This is a genomic window from Euzebyella marina, from assembly GCF_014855515.1.
Classification (GTDB): domain Bacteria; phylum Bacteroidota; class Bacteroidia; order Flavobacteriales; family Flavobacteriaceae; genus Euzebyella; species Euzebyella marina.
In genome coordinates, this window is sequence record NZ_JACYFK010000005.1 from 23,008 (window position 1) to 38,519 (window position 15,512).

Annotated in this window: 12 protein-coding genes; 4 read left to right on the forward strand and 8 right to left on the reverse strand. The window is 39.8% G+C overall.

Translation table 11 applies throughout. The features are described from left to right. Window positions 1-136: 136 nt before the first annotated feature. The 4 genes from IL356_RS17455 to IL356_RS17470 all read right to left on the reverse strand — a co-directional run bounded on the left by IL356_RS17455 (window position 137) and on the right by IL356_RS17470 (window position 6,388). Window positions 137-2,692 (reverse strand): TonB-dependent receptor, encoded by a 2,556-nt coding sequence (locus IL356_RS17455; protein ID WP_121849387.1) that lies wholly within the window; start codon window positions 2,690-2,692, stop codon window positions 137-139. Between the two features lie 190 nt (window positions 2,693-2,882). Then, a complete protein-coding gene (locus tag IL356_RS17460) occupies window positions 2,883-3,323 on the reverse strand; it encodes a GNAT family N-acetyltransferase (RefSeq protein WP_121849388.1) in 441 nt (146 codons plus the stop codon). 80 nt (window positions 3,324-3,403) lie between these two features. Then, on the reverse strand, window positions 3,404-3,916 hold the full coding sequence (locus IL356_RS17465) for a GNAT family N-acetyltransferase (RefSeq protein WP_121849389.1): 513 nt from the start codon (window positions 3,914-3,916) through the stop codon (window positions 3,404-3,406). Window positions 3,917-4,243: 327 nt separating this feature from the next. Beyond that, window positions 4,244-6,388 carry a cation:proton antiporter gene (locus IL356_RS17470; RefSeq protein ID WP_121849390.1) on the reverse strand — a complete coding sequence of 715 codons (2,145 nt, stop codon included), beginning with the start codon at window positions 6,386-6,388 and terminating at the stop codon, window positions 4,244-4,246. Window positions 6,389-6,725: 337 nt separating this feature from the next. On the opposite strand from IL356_RS17470, the gene IL356_RS17475 reads away from it, so the two are divergent. Continuing rightward, window positions 6,726-8,171, forward strand: a complete 1,446-nt coding sequence (locus IL356_RS17475) for a BLUF domain-containing protein (protein ID WP_121849391.1) — start codon at window positions 6,726-6,728, stop codon at window positions 8,169-8,171. 2 nt (window positions 8,172-8,173) lie between these two features. On the opposite strand, the gene IL356_RS17480 is transcribed toward IL356_RS17475, so the two are convergent. The 4 genes from IL356_RS17480 to IL356_RS17495 form a co-directional block, all read right to left on the reverse strand. Further along, entirely contained in the window at window positions 8,174-8,320 is a 147-nt protein-coding gene (locus tag IL356_RS17480) for a hypothetical protein (RefSeq protein ID WP_162987911.1), read from the reverse strand. 315 nt (window positions 8,321-8,635) lie between these two features. Then, window positions 8,636-8,776, reverse strand: coding sequence for a hypothetical protein (locus tag IL356_RS17485; protein ID WP_162987912.1), 141 nt, complete (start codon window positions 8,774-8,776; stop codon window positions 8,636-8,638). A gap of 49 nt (window positions 8,777-8,825) precedes the next feature. Then, the gene (locus IL356_RS17490; RefSeq protein WP_121849392.1) at window positions 8,826-9,278 is read right to left on the reverse strand and encodes a ferritin-like domain-containing protein; all 453 of its coding nucleotides are present in this window, start codon (window positions 9,276-9,278) and stop codon (window positions 8,826-8,828) included. 110 nt (window positions 9,279-9,388) lie between these two features. After that, entirely contained in the window at window positions 9,389-11,884 is a 2,496-nt protein-coding gene (locus tag IL356_RS17495) for a PAS domain-containing protein (RefSeq protein WP_121849393.1), read from the reverse strand. A 269-nt stretch (window positions 11,885-12,153) separates the two neighbouring features. Between IL356_RS17495 and IL356_RS17500 the strand changes: the two genes are divergently transcribed. The 3 genes from IL356_RS17500 to IL356_RS17510 all read left to right on the forward strand — a co-directional run bounded on the left by IL356_RS17500 (window position 12,154) and on the right by IL356_RS17510 (window position 15,508). Next, a complete protein-coding gene (locus tag IL356_RS17500) occupies window positions 12,154-12,810 on the forward strand; it encodes a DsbA family oxidoreductase (RefSeq protein ID WP_121849394.1) in 657 nt (218 codons plus the stop codon). A gap of 116 nt (window positions 12,811-12,926) precedes the next feature. Beyond that, window positions 12,927-14,852: a DUF294 nucleotidyltransferase-like domain-containing protein gene (locus IL356_RS17505; RefSeq protein WP_121849395.1), complete on the forward strand. Its 1,926-nt coding sequence runs from the start codon at window positions 12,927-12,929 to the stop codon at window positions 14,850-14,852. Next, complete coding sequence (locus tag IL356_RS17510) at window positions 14,849-15,508, forward strand: 3'-5' exonuclease (protein WP_121849396.1); 660 nt, start codon at window positions 14,849-14,851, stop codon at window positions 15,506-15,508. Before IL356_RS17505 ends, IL356_RS17510 begins: the two co-directional genes overlap by 4 nt. The last annotated feature ends 4 nt before the right edge of the window (window positions 15,509-15,512 follow it).

Sequence of the window (15,512 nt, forward strand, 5' to 3'; positions counted from 1 at the left end):
TAAGATTTCAATCATAAGGTTATGATGCCTTTCAATTAATTTGAATTTAGAGTTCCCCCAATCCCATTTACAATGGGGATTTTTTTGTCCTATATCCATCTCATGAAAGTATCCCCATTATAAATTCATTTTTTACCTAGAAATAATTGTATCTAATCGTTAGCCCAAAAGTTCTAGGGTCGCCGAGAACCCCACCGTACTGACCTGTATTACCACCGGCAACCAATAATTGTTCAAAGTAATTGGTATTCAATAGATTTCTGCTCCAAACATAAACCGTAACTCCTTTTGTAGTTCTAAACCCCAAGCGACCATTTACGAGTGAGTAACCATCGATATTCAGATATTTGGATGGCGTCGGATTCGAAGAAAAACCGGAACGATAAAAAACATCTGTACCTAAAAAGAACTCCCCCTGCTTTCGCCATATTTTTGCTTGGGCCGACCCTTCCACGCCCGAAGAAAATGACCATTTTGAGATGCCTGGTAAGACCTCTCCCGAGATATCCTTCAATTCGTTTCCGCCGATACCGGTTTCTTCCAACGGAACCGGTGCGTTGTCGAACTTTATATAATTTCCTTCGGTATAACTAACGGATGTAAAAAAAGTAAGATAGGGCAATGCGTAGTTGGTTTCCAGTTCGAGCCCTCTGGTTCTCACCTGTTCGGCATTGGCCAAATAACCGCGTATAACACCTATTTCAGCCGAGCGTACTGTAGTTTGATAATCAAAAATATCGGTATTGAAAGCAGTAAAGTTAAGCGTTCCATTCGGTACGGGGCGCGTTTTGAGTCCCGCCTCAAAATGGCTGACCCTTTCAGGTTCGACCACTGCCAAACTCAAAACAGGCTCACCGTTTTCTGTGGGGATACCACCTAAATTAAGACCAACAGGTTTAAACCCGTATGAATATTTGGTATAGGCCATTAGATTTTCATGAAATACATAACGCAAATCAAGTTGACCCGATAAATTCCAGTCGTCAACATTCGCCTGAAAAGTAAGTGGTGAGAATACCCGGTTCTTTAGGGCAAGCAGGTCAGGGTTGTCGGTATCGAGACCACCGTACACGGTACGCACGAAATGTACTTCTTTCTGGTCATAGTTTAATCGGATACCGGGTGTGACGATGAACTTATCAGTAATGTGATAATCGATTTGCCCAAAAAGCGCGCCGCTGAAATTGTTAAAACGAGGGCGGTCATCTTGTGTAAGCCCTTCTAATAAGTTGGGTGTCCGCCAAAGAGTGTCTTGGGTATTTTGAACGAACCGCCAAGTATCTTTTCCCGCTACTTGAATGTGCGCCTTATCGGGATCCAGTTTTTGATAAAAGGTAAAAATACCGATGGTTCCATTTAACTTTTTGCTGATTTTGCCTGAATATCGTACTTCTTGGCTCCATTGGTGGTGAATGGATGGGGCCTGCGACTTATTGATATCGTCTAGCCCTGTAAAGTCACGGTCGCTTGAAGGATCCCACTTCCAAGAGCGCCATGCCGAGGTAGACGTCAGCGTGCCCTCCCCTACTTTCATTTCCCCCTTTAGGGAAATTCCACCCATATCTTGATTTGAAACCCAAGGGGTATTCGTATCTATAAGGCGGTCAAAGGGCTTTGTGCTGGGCAAGCTATAGTTCAAATCGCCTGCAATGTTCTCAAATTGCCTAAAATCATCGCGCTGTGTTCGTACCGAACCCACGTAAACCTGTGCATAACCATTAGGTCTCTGCCAAGAATAATCAGCTGCCAATGTCAACGAGATATTGTCCGTTGGTAAGTAAAGTAATTGCCCCCTAAAGCCTTTGTTGTCAAGTGTGTTCACATCTTCTGCCGATACTACGTTGTAAAGGGTACCATCTCGATCCGTTGAAGTAAATGACAATCTTGCGGCAAGAACATCTTTTATCAACGGACCAGAAAAAGAGCCTTTGGTCTGAATAAAACCATAGTTACCAAAAGATTGCTCTAGAATGGCAGTATTTTGAAAGCTCGGTTTACGGCTAGTGATATTAAAGGTGCCGGCAGTAGTATTCTTCCCGAACAGAGTGCCTTGCATACCCCTTATTACCTCTATTTGTTGTACATCAATAAAATCGAGGGTAGTGGCCGCCGGTCTAGCATAATAAACACCATCGACATAAAACCCAACTCCAGGATCAATACCATCATTGGTAAGGCCAAAAGTGGTGCCGATGCCCCTTATGTTCAGAGTGGTATTTCTTGGATTCGAAGAATAGAGCTGTACAGAAGGTACCAACTCTTTAACGTGATTGACATTGAAAGAAGCTGAATTATCCAGCTCTTTTGCCCCTATTACAGCCACGGAAATAGGAATGTCTTGCACCTCTTCACTTCTGCGGCGGGCCGTAACGGTAATTTCATTAAGTGAAACGGCCGTCGGAACCAAATGAATTATGGGTGAACCGTTCTTTAAAACATTAACTTCTTGAGATGCAAAACCGATATAGCTAATAATCAAAGTAAGCGGATAGCTCTCAACATCACTAAATATAAAATCACCATCAAAGTCAGTAGTGGTGCCTTGGTCGGTATTTTTGATCATGACGCTAACGCCCATTAAAGGCTCTTTGGTTTCGGCATCTAAAACATGACCGGTAACCGATGATTGGGCCAACACACTTAAACTACTTAGTGACACTAGAAAAACCCTGAGAATTGTATTTACGAACATATATTAAATAATTTAATCTATTTATCCTATAGATTTTATAGGATAAACAAATGTATTTTAAATTCGAATATGTCCGTATGCTAAAATGAAAATATTTTGATGAAAGAAAAGAGCCTTGTTAAGCGTCAATACCAGCCGCCCATCCAAGCAATACTAATGGACATTTCCTTCACACATCTTGATGAACTAACTAGGTTTTACTATAAACTTGCGGATTGTGCTTTTCCATATACAATTCTGGCTTAGGTACTTTTTGAAAGCCATATTTTTTATAGAGCCATTCGGCGGTATCGGTCAAAAGAATCCATCTTCTGAGACCTTGTAACTCTTCATGGGCCATGATGCTTTCCATTAGCCACTTACTAAGACCCGAACCTCTATACTCCTTTAAAATAAAAACATCACCCAGATAAGCTATCGTAGAAAAATCAGATATAATTCGGGCAAATCCTATTTGTTGTTCTTGATGGTACAACCCGAAATTCAAAGAGTTCTCTATTGATTTTTGAACTCTATCCAAGGGAATGCCCCTACTCCAGTCTGCTTCCTTACTTAAAAATTCGTGTATAAAAGGTATATTGAGCTTTTCCCTATCCGTAGAAATCAAAAAATCATTTCTATATAATTCCATAGTTTCATTCGAGTTTTATGTTCAATGGAATGAATTTCCCATTCATAAATCAAATATATTGGCTGTTGCTTATAAAAATCTTACCCATCCCTCCTGTCCATATCCTTTAAACTGAATAGCGACAGCTTCTCTTCCTTTTCTTTGTAATCGTATTGGTGCTTCAAGCCAAGCTTCTTCAACAAATTGATCGATTTGATGTTGTGGGAGAGAGTTATGGCTATGATGTTTTCCCCTATAAATGCTTCCTTCATTTTGAGCAAATAAGAGCGACTGGCCTCAAGAGCATAACCCTTACCCTTAAATTCCGGAAGAATGGCAAACCCAATATCTGGAAACTCATGGTTCTCCCGTTTTAAAAATGTAACTACGCCAATAGATATGTTGTCGTCCTTCAGAGCAAAAACATGGTAGTAACAGTTGGCTTTTTCACGTATGTTACGAATGTATTGTTCGGCATCTTTCTCATTAGAGACCTGTCTATCTCCTATAAACTGTAACCACCCTTTTGAGTTGACCAAGGTCTTTAAAAAAGAGGAGTCTTTTAATTCGATAGGCCTGATGTATAGGCGTTCGGTTTCTAAATTCGCATACATACCACTAATTTATCTAAAACACTTGAAAGAAGCTTATATCAAATAGGGTCTTTGTTGCTTTCATAGAATGGACATTTAAAGATTCTTAAAGCCTTCACCTAGTGACATATATAGTAGAAAATACCATCAAGAGAATTACAAGCCTTTCTATTGTGTTAAAAAGTCATGATATAGGGCACATCAATCGTTAAAATATGGGGCATCTTTGAAACATCATAAGTAGGTAAATTGTTTGTGGGGAACAATTTAAATTAATGAAAAGGGAAGCGTGGGGCTTCCCTTTTTCTTTATTATGCTAGCAAAATAGCACTCTTCCGGCCTACTATTTCATTTCGATTTGAAAATTTTCGCTACCGTTTTTCTTATCTCCTCTATACGTTCTAACGGCTCTATAAATGTGGGGTTCTTGAAATCTAAAGGTCTATTATCCATCACACCTTCTTGTTTTGGATAAATGAGTATAAAGCTGGTCTGTTTAAAGTTGTTGTTTAAGTATTGCGGGATCTTATTCATACTCGGCTGGTATGAAACCTTCTCTTTTCTACTGGTAACAATAATCAAATTGTCATCTCTTAGCACGTCGCTCGATAGCTTAGGGAAATCTTCCCAATTATTAAATTCTCTAAGCGTACATTCCACCGGGTGTTCGGAATGAACCTCCTTAATAAATTTTAAGGTATCGGAATGCCCATAGAAAATCAGTTTTGCTCCGGAATTTCGGGCAAGGTTCCAAATCTTGATTAACCAAAACGGAAAACCTATTTCACTTTCTGCCTTTTCGGGTACAATGACCAAATGTCGTTTAACAGTGTTTAGAGGCTGAACCGCTTTATAAATAAAAGTGGTGGTATTACATTTGGTCAAAATACCCTCGGTAAGATTTCCCAAAAAACTTTTTGATAGTCCTTTTTTGACGTGTAGACCCAGAATAAGGTCGGTAATTCGATTCTCTCTTACTACGCTGGTAATACCGTTAACGATATTCAGGTCATAACGCAATAATTCTTGCATTTGGTGATCGGTCGAAGCCGCGGTCACCGACGCTTTATGAAGTATTTTTTTGGCATTACTATCCGATGAAATCTCAACCGAAGAATTATCAACAATACTAAGCGCAAAAAGGCCTTCTCTATTTTTAGGTGACTTGATGGTCACGCCCAAATTCACCAATTCGTCGGTTGTGTTGATATTGCTTATAGGTATAAGAATTCGTTCTTGATTCTCTACCTCGTCTTCTGATATACCCGTGTTTTCCGATTTAGATACATTTTTGGCTCCCCTTTGCGCTACGAATGAAGCTACAGTACAAGTGAAGAGAATCATAAGTATGGTACCGTTCAGCACATTCTCGTCTAACAACCTAATGGACTCCCCCGTATCGGACTTACCTATAACAATGTTATAGCCCACCAAAACCGCAGCCAATGTAGCAGCTGCCTGGGCGTTACTTAAACCGAAAATAAGTCTTCTTTCATCGGCTGAAAAACCAAACGCTTTCTGTGTGGCCATAGCAGCCAGATATTTCGCCAAGGTAGCCGTGACTATCATAATGGCCGCTACTTTCAAGGTTTCCAAATCTTTAAAAAAGACCCTATAATCAATGAGCATTCCTACCCCAATTAGAAAAAAGGGAATAAAAATGGCATTGCCCACGAATTCAACACGGTTCATTAAGGGAGACGTTCTCGGAATCAACCTATTTAAGGCCAAGCCCGCCAAGAAAGCCCCGATAATTGATTCGATACCCGCTAATTCGGCAAGACCAGCTCCCAGAAATACAATCATTAAAACGAAAATATATTGGGATATAGGGTCATCGAATCTTTTAAAGAACCACCGCCCCACGATTGGAAACAAAAGCATAACGATACAGCCAAATATCAAAATAGAAATGCCCAACCTCAACCAAAACTGCGCATTGACCTCTCCCGTGGTCATACCGACAATAACTGCCAATACCAATAAGGCGAGTGTATCTGTAATCATGGTACCCCCTACCGTAATATTGACGGCCCGGTTTTTGGCCACCCCCATTTTACTTATTAAAGGATAGGCAATTAACGTATGCGATGCGAACATACTTGCCAAGAGAATAGAAGTAGGCATAGAGAACTTCAATAGGAAAAGACCTGCGAGTACCCCAAGAACCATCGGCAAGCAAAACGTGTAGAGTCCAAAAACGACACTCTTTTTACTATTGCGCTTAAAATCTGCCAAATCTATTTCAAGCCCAGCCAAGAACATAATATAAAGTAACCCTGCGGTACCTGATAAGATAATACCACTATCGCGTTCCATAAGATTGATACCATGCGGGCCGACGACCGCTCCTGCAATGATAAGGCCTAACAACGGGGGTACTTTCAGCTTGTTGAGAAGAATAGGGGCAAAAAGAATGATAATTAATATCAATAAAAATTTCAGTACCGGATTGGTTAGAGGCAGGCTGGTCTCAAAAATGGTAAGTAGCATCCGTGTCGATTAAAGTTGTAATCTCTTTCTTTTGAATCTAAATGCATTTTTATTGTTTGCAAGAGCACCATTCAGCTAAATATACAATTGATTTTCAAACAATTATAATCAATTCATGTTAAACAATATTCGTATCTATAGCTCTATGAAATTAGCAAAATACTTGTCTGGAATTACGGAAACTTAATTAATTAAATGATAAAAAAATCATTGCAATTAGAACCTATATGAATGAAAATCAGGGATTAATCAAGTTATTTTTTTAATCATATTTGTTATTTTTTTATGCAAACTTGTTATTTATTTGTGGGTTTAGACCATCTTAAAATTGTATTAAGTGAAAACTATTAAGATAAATGAAAATCGCCCTACCGAGCATTTAAGAAAATTGGCCCTTCAGATGGATGCTGATTTTGAGGAAGGTTTCGGCGCCTCTTCACTTCAATTGAAAGATAATCGATATGGTGAAGGGTACATGAATTTATACGAACCTTTTCCTGGTATGAATGTTCGTACCTATAATTTAATTCTAAAAGAAGAGCTTTCGCTGTCGCTTACCGAGCACGGCTACTCCCCTCTTTACTTAATATTTTGCATCGAGGGTAGCTACAGGCACCGGTATGCTTCTGAAAAACAGGAAAAGACGGTTTCCCAAGGTAGAAACCTGATCAGTCTCTCCTCCAAGAATGAAGAACACCTCATGACATTACCTGCGAACAGACCGATTAAACTATCGGTAATCGTTTTGTTAAGAAAAAATCTTAATCATGAAAGCAGGGGAAATTTGGTTTCCGTGATAAGGGATATCGTGATGAAAATGGATGAAGGAGAATCTTATCAATTCATCGGCGGATTGAAGAACAATATAGAACGTCATGCCAAAATACTGGTAGAGAACCGTAGAACCGACCTGGCAGGTAAGTTAATTACGGAAGCAGCAACCTATGCTACCCTTGCGGCCCAGTTAGATGATCATGATAACGAGAACAAGGCTAATGAACTAGATGTTAGTGATTCGGAACTGGATCGAGTCGTTAAACTCTGTTCATACATATCACAGAATCTTGAGCGGCCCCATACCATTCGGGAATTGGCCCATAAAAGTGGACTGTACCCTAAAAAGCTACAGGATGCCTTTCAGTATTTGTTCAATGAAAGTGTCGCCACCTGTATCAAGAACATGAAACTCGAAAAGTCAAAAGTGCTTTTAGAAACGACTGATATATCTATTAGTTCTATTTGTGATCAAATCGGCATCAACAGTAAAAGTTATTATTCAAAAATCTTTAAAGAGAAATATGGTAGCCTTCCAAAAGATTACAGGTTTTCTTTCAATAAATCTGAAAATACTTTTGAACTGACCTATAAATCAAAGGCACAACTTTATCTTTCCGATACCGAAGTTGCAGAACTGGTAGCCAATTCTGATTCAGCCAATAAGAAATTGGGCATTACGGGTTGCTTGATACATTTCGGAGATGAGTTCTTTCAGCTTATTGAGGGGCCGAAATCAAATGTCTTAAAACTGTATGAAAAAATTAACGATGACAATAGGCATACCAATATAGAACTACTTTGGAAAGGGGTACGAAAAGAAAGGGTTTTTGATGATTGGGGCCTTATCTTAATATCGGACAGAAGAGGTTTTGAAGACCATAATTATTCGCATGAACTGAATATTGGAATGAAATCGCTGGTACAGGGCGATGCGAAAATTGCCATAAGAGATTTAAGGTTTTGGCAGCGTATGCGACACCTGATTATTGATAGAATGACCGACTAATGTTAGATGGTCTCTCTATTTAACCACATGATTGCCAAAAAACCCAAAAGAAATAAAACTGCCGACAAATACCACACAATGTTGATACCTCTTTTACGGCTCAGAACAATTTCTCTGAAGAACTGAAGTTGGGAAACTATTTTTTTCATGCTCGCTTCTATGCGTTATGACGGGTCCGTCGCTTGTAGATAGCTGCCTTTTAAACAATTAAACTAAAAGATGAGTACCCTATCTTGTAAACAAATGTAAGACGGCCATATCATCACGAAGCGAAATAATGCATAAAAAAATGATGAATTTGAATAAATATCAATTTTCAGTTGCTAAAATTTAAATTTTCACAGAAGATTTAGTTTCTGAAAATGAAATGATTACACAAATCACCAAAATAAAATAAGTCGGTACCATTTAAAATTATGGGGTGTCATTAGACACCCCATTTAAATTCACCTTAATAAAATATATCAAACTTTTCTGCCTCCTTTTTTAAAAGACCAAATTCGACCAATTTTTGAATAAGACTGACCCGACTTGCCATTTTCAGTCTTAAGGGTTTTAGCACTCTCTTCGGGGTAAAGGGCGCTTATTTTTCTAATCAAGTTCATAGCATTCCAATTTTAATTTAGAAATTTTGCTATTTGGTTGAAAACCAAATTATTCGCGCAAATCTTCTAGGGATTGAACTTGGTTTAAATCAGTTCTTAGCTTTAGAACTTGGTTTCGAAGAATAGTAGAAACCGAAATTGGTAGAGCGGTATTGTTCAAAATTTCTGTATACTCTTCGATGGCCGCCTTGTCTCCCCTAATGCATTCTTCCAACATCGATTCATCACTATCAGCTGAGAAGAGGTTTTTAACGTCCATCCATGCCCTGTGCAAAGTACCGGTAGCACTACCGTCAATTTTTTCGGTACCATAGGCCGAATGTAGCTCTGTTTGCAATTCAGTGTTAAAGCTCTGCCTTTCCATTGATTTTCTCTGGAAAAAACTTTGCAAGAATCGGCTGTCAGCGTTTTCGGCTGCCTTGGCATAGCCTTTTTGAGCGTCTATATTCTTTTCAAGAACTCCTTTGAGTCTGTCGACTAAACTTATGCTTTTAGTTTCCATAACATTGTAATTTAAGTTATACAATCATGAAATTAGTTTCAGCATGCTTGTAAGATTACTCCTAAAACGAAATAATTTAATCGTTTCGAATTGCTTAAGAGACTTTAACACTACTCTTCGTTTAGAGGAAAATAAAGGTTAAAAGTAGCCCCATCGTCAGGCCTACCCACTGCTTGAATATATCCTTTATGATTATCCATAATCTTTTTTACAATGGCCAAGCCGATTCCAGTACCCTGGTATTCTAGTTTGCCATGTAGTCTCTGAAAAATTTCGAATATTTTCTCACCGTTCTGCGGATCAAATCCGATACCATAATCCCTAAAGGAGATTTTTAGATATTTTCCGTTGGGGTAAATACCTTCAATTGGTATTTCTTCTCCATCAACCTCTATAGTGGTCACCTCCACCTTGGGCGGCTCATTTTCTTTGGTGAATTTTAATGAATTCTCCAACAGGTTTTGAAATACCTGTTTTATTTGAAAGGGAATAATTCGTACCGTACCCATCTCATCATAATCAATGATAGCTTCCGATTCTTCAAAAGTGGCAGATAGATTCTCAAGCACGTTCTCTAGAACCGATCTCAAATCGGTGGTCTCAAACTGATAATCTTCACTACCCGTTCTAGAATAGGCCAACAATTCATCGATCAACGTTCGCATTCGAACAATAGCATTATCGATGCGCCCCATGTATTGAAGGCTTCGTTCTGAGAGGTTTTCGTTTTCAAAGGCTATCACCCTCTCCATGAACATTTGAATTTTTCTCAAAGGCTCTTTCAAATCATGGCTGGCGATATAGGCAAACGACTCCAGCTCTGCATTGGTATTCTCCATTCGCTTTACCGTATCTTGCAATTGCTCGTTGGAAGCCTTCAGCTGTTCGGTTCTTTCTTCAACTTGCTTCTCTAACCTTTTTGAGAAATTTTCCAATTTAAACCTGGTCAACACCCTTTTGGTGATATCGTCCGTAACTATGATCACCTTTTTAACTGAATCGTCAAGCTCACGAAGCGGATGACAAGAAAAGTCAACGTATTTATCTTCTTGAATTTTATCCGATTCCCATAACACATCATGCAAGCGTACCGTCTTACCGGTCTCAAATGCCTCATTGATACAATCGGAAAGTTGACCGAATAGTTTCTTTGACAGGATTTTGTTCAATTGTTGTCCGTCGGCCGCCTTTCTGTCGATATTCCAAAAATCATTGAGCATATTATCATTGACCGTCTCTACGACCATATCCGGACCTTTAATGATGGACATGGCAATCGGGAACTGGTCAAAAACATTCTTGAACTGCACCTCTGTTTCTTCAATACCGAATTTGGCATGAACGCTATCGGTCACTTCAAAAGCTACCAGAATAATCTCAACTACCTTACCGTTATCGAGCACAGGTTTAAAAATGAAATTGAAAAAACCTCTTTCGATGATTCCATTTCTATCCAAAACAAAAGGATACTCCGTGCCGACTTGCGGTTTTTTGGTCTCGATAATTTCGTTCAAGATAGGCTCTAGACCTGAGCGGGTTTCGGGCAGAATATTAAAAATAGGCTGGTCTTGACATTCACCAATTGACTTTTGCCAAATTTGAAGGGCTTTTTCGTTCACGACCTTGACCACAAAATTTTCGATATCGACTATCGCGATTCCGATAGGCGCGTTATGTACCAATTGCCTGAACCGCTCTTCCTTTTTACGAAGGTTTCGTAAAGTAGACTGTTGCTTGGTAATATCTTGAAGGGTTCCATTGAATCTTTCCAATGTTCCGGTATGGTCAAAATGGGCCCTACCCACAGCTCGAAGTTCTCTCTTCTTGCCTGTTTTCTGACTGTTGACAGCAAAGGAAATATCCAACAAATCCTTTCCTTCCGTACTCGTTACCCTCTTCACTGCCCTGCGTACGCGACTTCTATCCGCTTCGTCGACCACCGCCATCAACTCTCTTGGAGCGTGGTAAAAATCTCCTTTTAAACCTGACCAAACCATCGTTTTGGTATTGATTTTTACTTTTGCGGTTTGCGGTGTAAAGTCCCAAGTGCCAAGACCTGCCGCATCAATGGCCATTTGAAGTTCATTACTTTTTTCCTCAAGATCCTTCATCGCCGTAACCGTCTTCGTCGTTTCGGTACAGGTTACAAAAACACCTTCAATTTTACCATAATCGCCTAACACCGGGCTGTAACCGAAAGTCCAGTAAACCTCTTCCATTTGGCCGTTTCGGTATATGGGTATCAATTGGTCTTCTAACCAAAGACTTTCACCATTATCAAAAACCTTTTTTAAGAGCGGTTGTATGGTTTCCCATATCTCGGGCCAGGCCGAGGGAGCATCCATACCTAAAATATCCGGGTGCTTTCCGTCATCCCCAAGACTGGGTCTGTAGGCATCGTTATAAAAACAAATTCTGTCTTCTCCCCAAAATAAGAACATGGGCACTTTTGAGTTCAGCAAAAGGCTCAATATGGGTCTTATACTCGGAGGCCATGACTCGGGAGACCCCATTTTTGTTTTTTCCCAATCTTTCTCTCGAGTGAGCTTGCCCATCTCACCACCACCATTTAAAAAGGGCAAAGTTGAACTACTTGATAGATACATCAAATGATTTTTTGGCTACTGATATTATGCTTCTTAACAATCAAAAAAAGACAAATAAATCTGCCTTTTCAGATTCAAATTTGGTATTGATATAACCGGCAAAATAACACTCATGAGTATTTTTTATTGACCCTATGCGCAAAAAAATTGCTCAAAAAAGCTAAAATGTGCTCGATTGATGGCTGAATCTCTTCACAAAAAATATGTTTTTGTATGTTCAATCAAATATCTCGACTAACCTACCCAGAACTATTTTAGCACAGTCAAAAATGAATAAATTAAAAATCGATATTGTTTCAGATGTGGTATGCCCATGGTGTACCATTGGCTATAAACGTTTAGAAAAGGCCATTAACGACCTCAACCTTCAGAACTCGGTTGAGTTGGAGTGGCATCCTTTTGAGTTGAACCCGTATATGCCCAAAGAAGGACAAAATATTCACGAGCATATTACTGAAAAGTATGGCGCTTCCATGGAGCAGCAAAAAGAGTCGCAACGTGTTATGACCGAAGCGGGAGCCGAATTAGGGTTTAAATTCGACTATTTTGATGAAATGAAGATCGTGAATACCCGTGATGCCCACATACTATTGGATTATGCCAAGAGATTTGGAAAGCAGACCGATTTAAAAATGAGATTGACGGCAGCTTTTTTTGGCGAAAGGCAAGACGTGTCCAATAGGCAAGTACTGGCCAAAGCATTAAATGATGTGGGCCTCGATGCTGAAGAAGCACTAAAAACCCTTGATGATGACGAGAAACGGTATCAAATTAAAAGCGAAGAAGCCTATTGGCAGAATTTAGGGGTTAATTCAGTACCAACTATCATTTTTGACCAAAAGAGTGCAGTTCGAGGTGCACAACCAGTCGACGTATTCAAGAATGTTTTGAATGAACTAACCCAAAGTGCTGCCCCTCAAGAATAGAGGCGTCGGTATATTAGCTAATTAATCTATTCGGAAAAAAAATGTTCCCCTTTTTTGGTGGCCATTTTCTTTTACACTTACCATTCATATCTTACTTTTGATAGGAAACGTTGGGCATGAAGAACACCATCTCGGTCAGGGTGGCCGACTTTCTAAAAAACTACCCTCCCTTCAATGAACTTAGGTCGAAAGACCTGGAGGTACTCTCCCAAGAAATAAAGATCATTTATAAAGTTAAAGATGCCATTATTTTCTCTGAGGATGAAAAGGCACATGAGCATTTTTATGTAGTACACAAGGGTGCTGTTGCCCTTCTAAAAAAGCCGAACGAAAGCATGGTCGACCTCTGTGATGAGGGTGATATCTTTGGCCTTCGACCTCTTATGGCCAATGAAGACTATAAAATGGAAGCTAAGGCATATGAAGAGAGTATTCTGTATGCCATACCCATTGCCAATTTTAGGCCTTTTACGAAAAGTCATGATGGCGTTGCCAATTTTTTGATGGAGAGTTTTGCCTCTAACACAAGAAACCCTTATTCGATTGGCCGAAAAGGGAAGCTTTTTCAAGACGGCCCAGAAGCGAATGACGCCCCTAAAGAGGGCAGTGACTTTCTTGACTTACAGTCGGTCAATTACTCTAAAAAATTGGTCACGTGCACCCCCAACACCACATTAAAAACCGTTGCCCTATCAATGACCAAAAAAAAGGTAGGCGCCATGCTCATCTTAAATAACAAATTGCCAATTGGAATAATTACCGACAAAGACATTCGAAATAAGATTGCCACAGGAGAGTTTCCGATTACGGCAAAGGCGAAGGATATCATGAGTTCGCCAGTCATTACCTACCCAAAAAAAATGACCTTGGCCCAGGCTCAAATGGCCATGATGAAAAGTGGAATCAGTCATTTGTGTATAACGACCGACGGAACGCCCAATTCTGAAGCTATCGGAATCATTTCAAAGCATGATATCATGCTAGAATTGGGCAATAACCCGGCCGTTCTTATGAAAGCCATTAAACGAGCGGGCAAATACAAAAAGATAAAAACGGTTCGCAGGGGCATTATGAGTCTCTTGCAGGGCTATCTTAGGCAGAACATTCCGTTGACCTTAATTTCTAAAATCATAACCGAGCTCAATGATGCCTGTATCAAACAAGTCATTTCCATAGCTCTTGAAAAGATGGAAGAGCAGCCTCCCGTAAAATTTGCGTGGCTGGCTTTGGGCAGTCAAGGTAGAAGTGAACAACTCTTGCACACCGATCAAGACAATGCTTTGATTTTTGAGGATGTTGCTTCTGAAGATTTGCAGGTCACCAAAGAATATTTTCTACTTCTTTCTAAACAGGTCACCCAAGGTCTCAACGCCATTGGTTATGAATATTGCCCTGCTGACATGATGGCCTCTAACCCCGAATGGTGCTTGAGCATTTCAGAATGGAAAGAGAGAACATTCCACTGGATCACCAATCCTGGGCGCGACGAGGTCTTATTGTCTTCCATCTTTTTTGATTTTAACCGATCCTATGGAGAATCTTTTTTGGTTGACGAACTGACCGAACATATTTTCGAGACTACACAGAAATACCCTATTTTCTTTGTCCACCTAGCCAGCGGAGCATTACAAAACCCTTCCCCTAGCGGCTTTTTTAGGTCCTTTCTGGTAGAGGAAGATGGTGCTCACAAAGACTTTTTCGATTTAAAGAGAAGGGCATTGATGCCATTGGTAGATGGTGCCAGGGTCTTAGTACTATCGAGCCAAATCAAATCGATCAACAATACGGCAGAACGCTTTGAAAAATTGGCCGAACTCGAACCCAATAATCAAGAATTGTTCTTGGCATGTTCCTACGCCACAAAGGCGCTCTTGAAATTCAGAACAAGGCAAGGTCTTTTGCATAATGATTCGGGTCGGTTCATCGCTTTGGACACTCTCAGTAAGGAAGAAAAAATCAAGCTGAAGCGAACATTTAAAACCATTAAAGAACTTCAGGAGCTTATTAAAATCAGATTTAAAGTCGCCAATTTAGTAGGATGATCAGCTTTTTCAAAAAAAAGAAAACCAACTATCCTGATTTTTGGGTGCACTATGTAGAGCAGTTCCAAAAAGGATTACCTTCTGAATTGAACGAAGTTCGGTTTGTGGTGCTGGATACAGAAACCACGGGTTTTGATTATGATAATGACCGCATTCTATCGATTGGCGCCCTTAGTCTTCAGAATGGTACGATTGAGGTAAAACAGAGTTTTGAAGTCTTTTTATACCAGCATTTTTACCATGCCAAAAATGTAGAGATACATGGCATACTTAAGGATGAAAGACAAGAAAGAATTACCGAACTGGAAGCGCTGATGCTTTTTTTGGAATTTATCAGTAACTCGGTTTTAGTGGCCCATCATGCCGCTTTTGACGTAAAAATGATCAATGAGGCCCTAAAACGTCACGGAATGCCCGGTCTGAAAAATAAAACTTTAGACACCTCGGTTCTTTACAAAAAGACGCTGATCAAATCACCCTTATTAATTCCTCAAGAACAATACACGTTAGACCATCTTGCGGAAAAATTCGATATCTCCACGCGCGACCGCCATACCGCATTGGGTGACGCCTACATTACGGCCATAGCTTTTTTAAAGATTATTCAAAAGCTAAAGTCACAAAAGAATTTTTCAGCGAAACGTTTCCTGAAGTAGCAGA

Coding starts and splice junctions, on each gene's coding strand:
- IL356_RS17455 (WP_121849387.1), bottom strand. CDS start 2,692: ATGTTCGTAAATACAATTCTCAGGGTTTTTCTAGTGTCACTAAGTAGT.
- IL356_RS17460 (WP_121849388.1), bottom strand. CDS start 3,323: ATGGAATTATATAGAAATGATTTTTTGATTTCTACGGATAGGGAAAAG.
- IL356_RS17465 (WP_121849389.1), bottom strand. CDS start 3,916: ATGTATGCGAATTTAGAAACCGAACGCCTATACATCAGGCCTATCGAA.
- IL356_RS17470 (WP_121849390.1), bottom strand. CDS start 6,388: ATGCTACTTACCATTTTTGAGACCAGCCTGCCTCTAACCAATCCGGTA.
- IL356_RS17480 (WP_162987911.1), bottom strand. CDS start 8,320: ATGAAAAAAATAGTTTCCCAACTTCAGTTCTTCAGAGAAATTGTTCTG.
- IL356_RS17485 (WP_162987912.1), bottom strand. CDS start 8,776: ATGAACTTGATTAGAAAAATAAGCGCCCTTTACCCCGAAGAGAGTGCT.
- IL356_RS17490 (WP_121849392.1), bottom strand. CDS start 9,278: ATGGAAACTAAAAGCATAAGTTTAGTCGACAGACTCAAAGGAGTTCTT.
- IL356_RS17495 (WP_121849393.1), bottom strand. CDS start 11,884: ATGTATCTATCAAGTAGTTCAACTTTGCCCTTTTTAAATGGTGGTGGT.
- IL356_RS17500 (WP_121849394.1), top strand. CDS start 12,154: ATGAATAAATTAAAAATCGATATTGTTTCAGATGTGGTATGCCCATGG.
- IL356_RS17505 (WP_121849395.1), top strand. CDS start 12,927: ATGAAGAACACCATCTCGGTCAGGGTGGCCGACTTTCTAAAAAACTAC.
- IL356_RS17510 (WP_121849396.1), top strand. CDS start 14,849: ATGATCAGCTTTTTCAAAAAAAAGAAAACCAACTATCCTGATTTTTGG.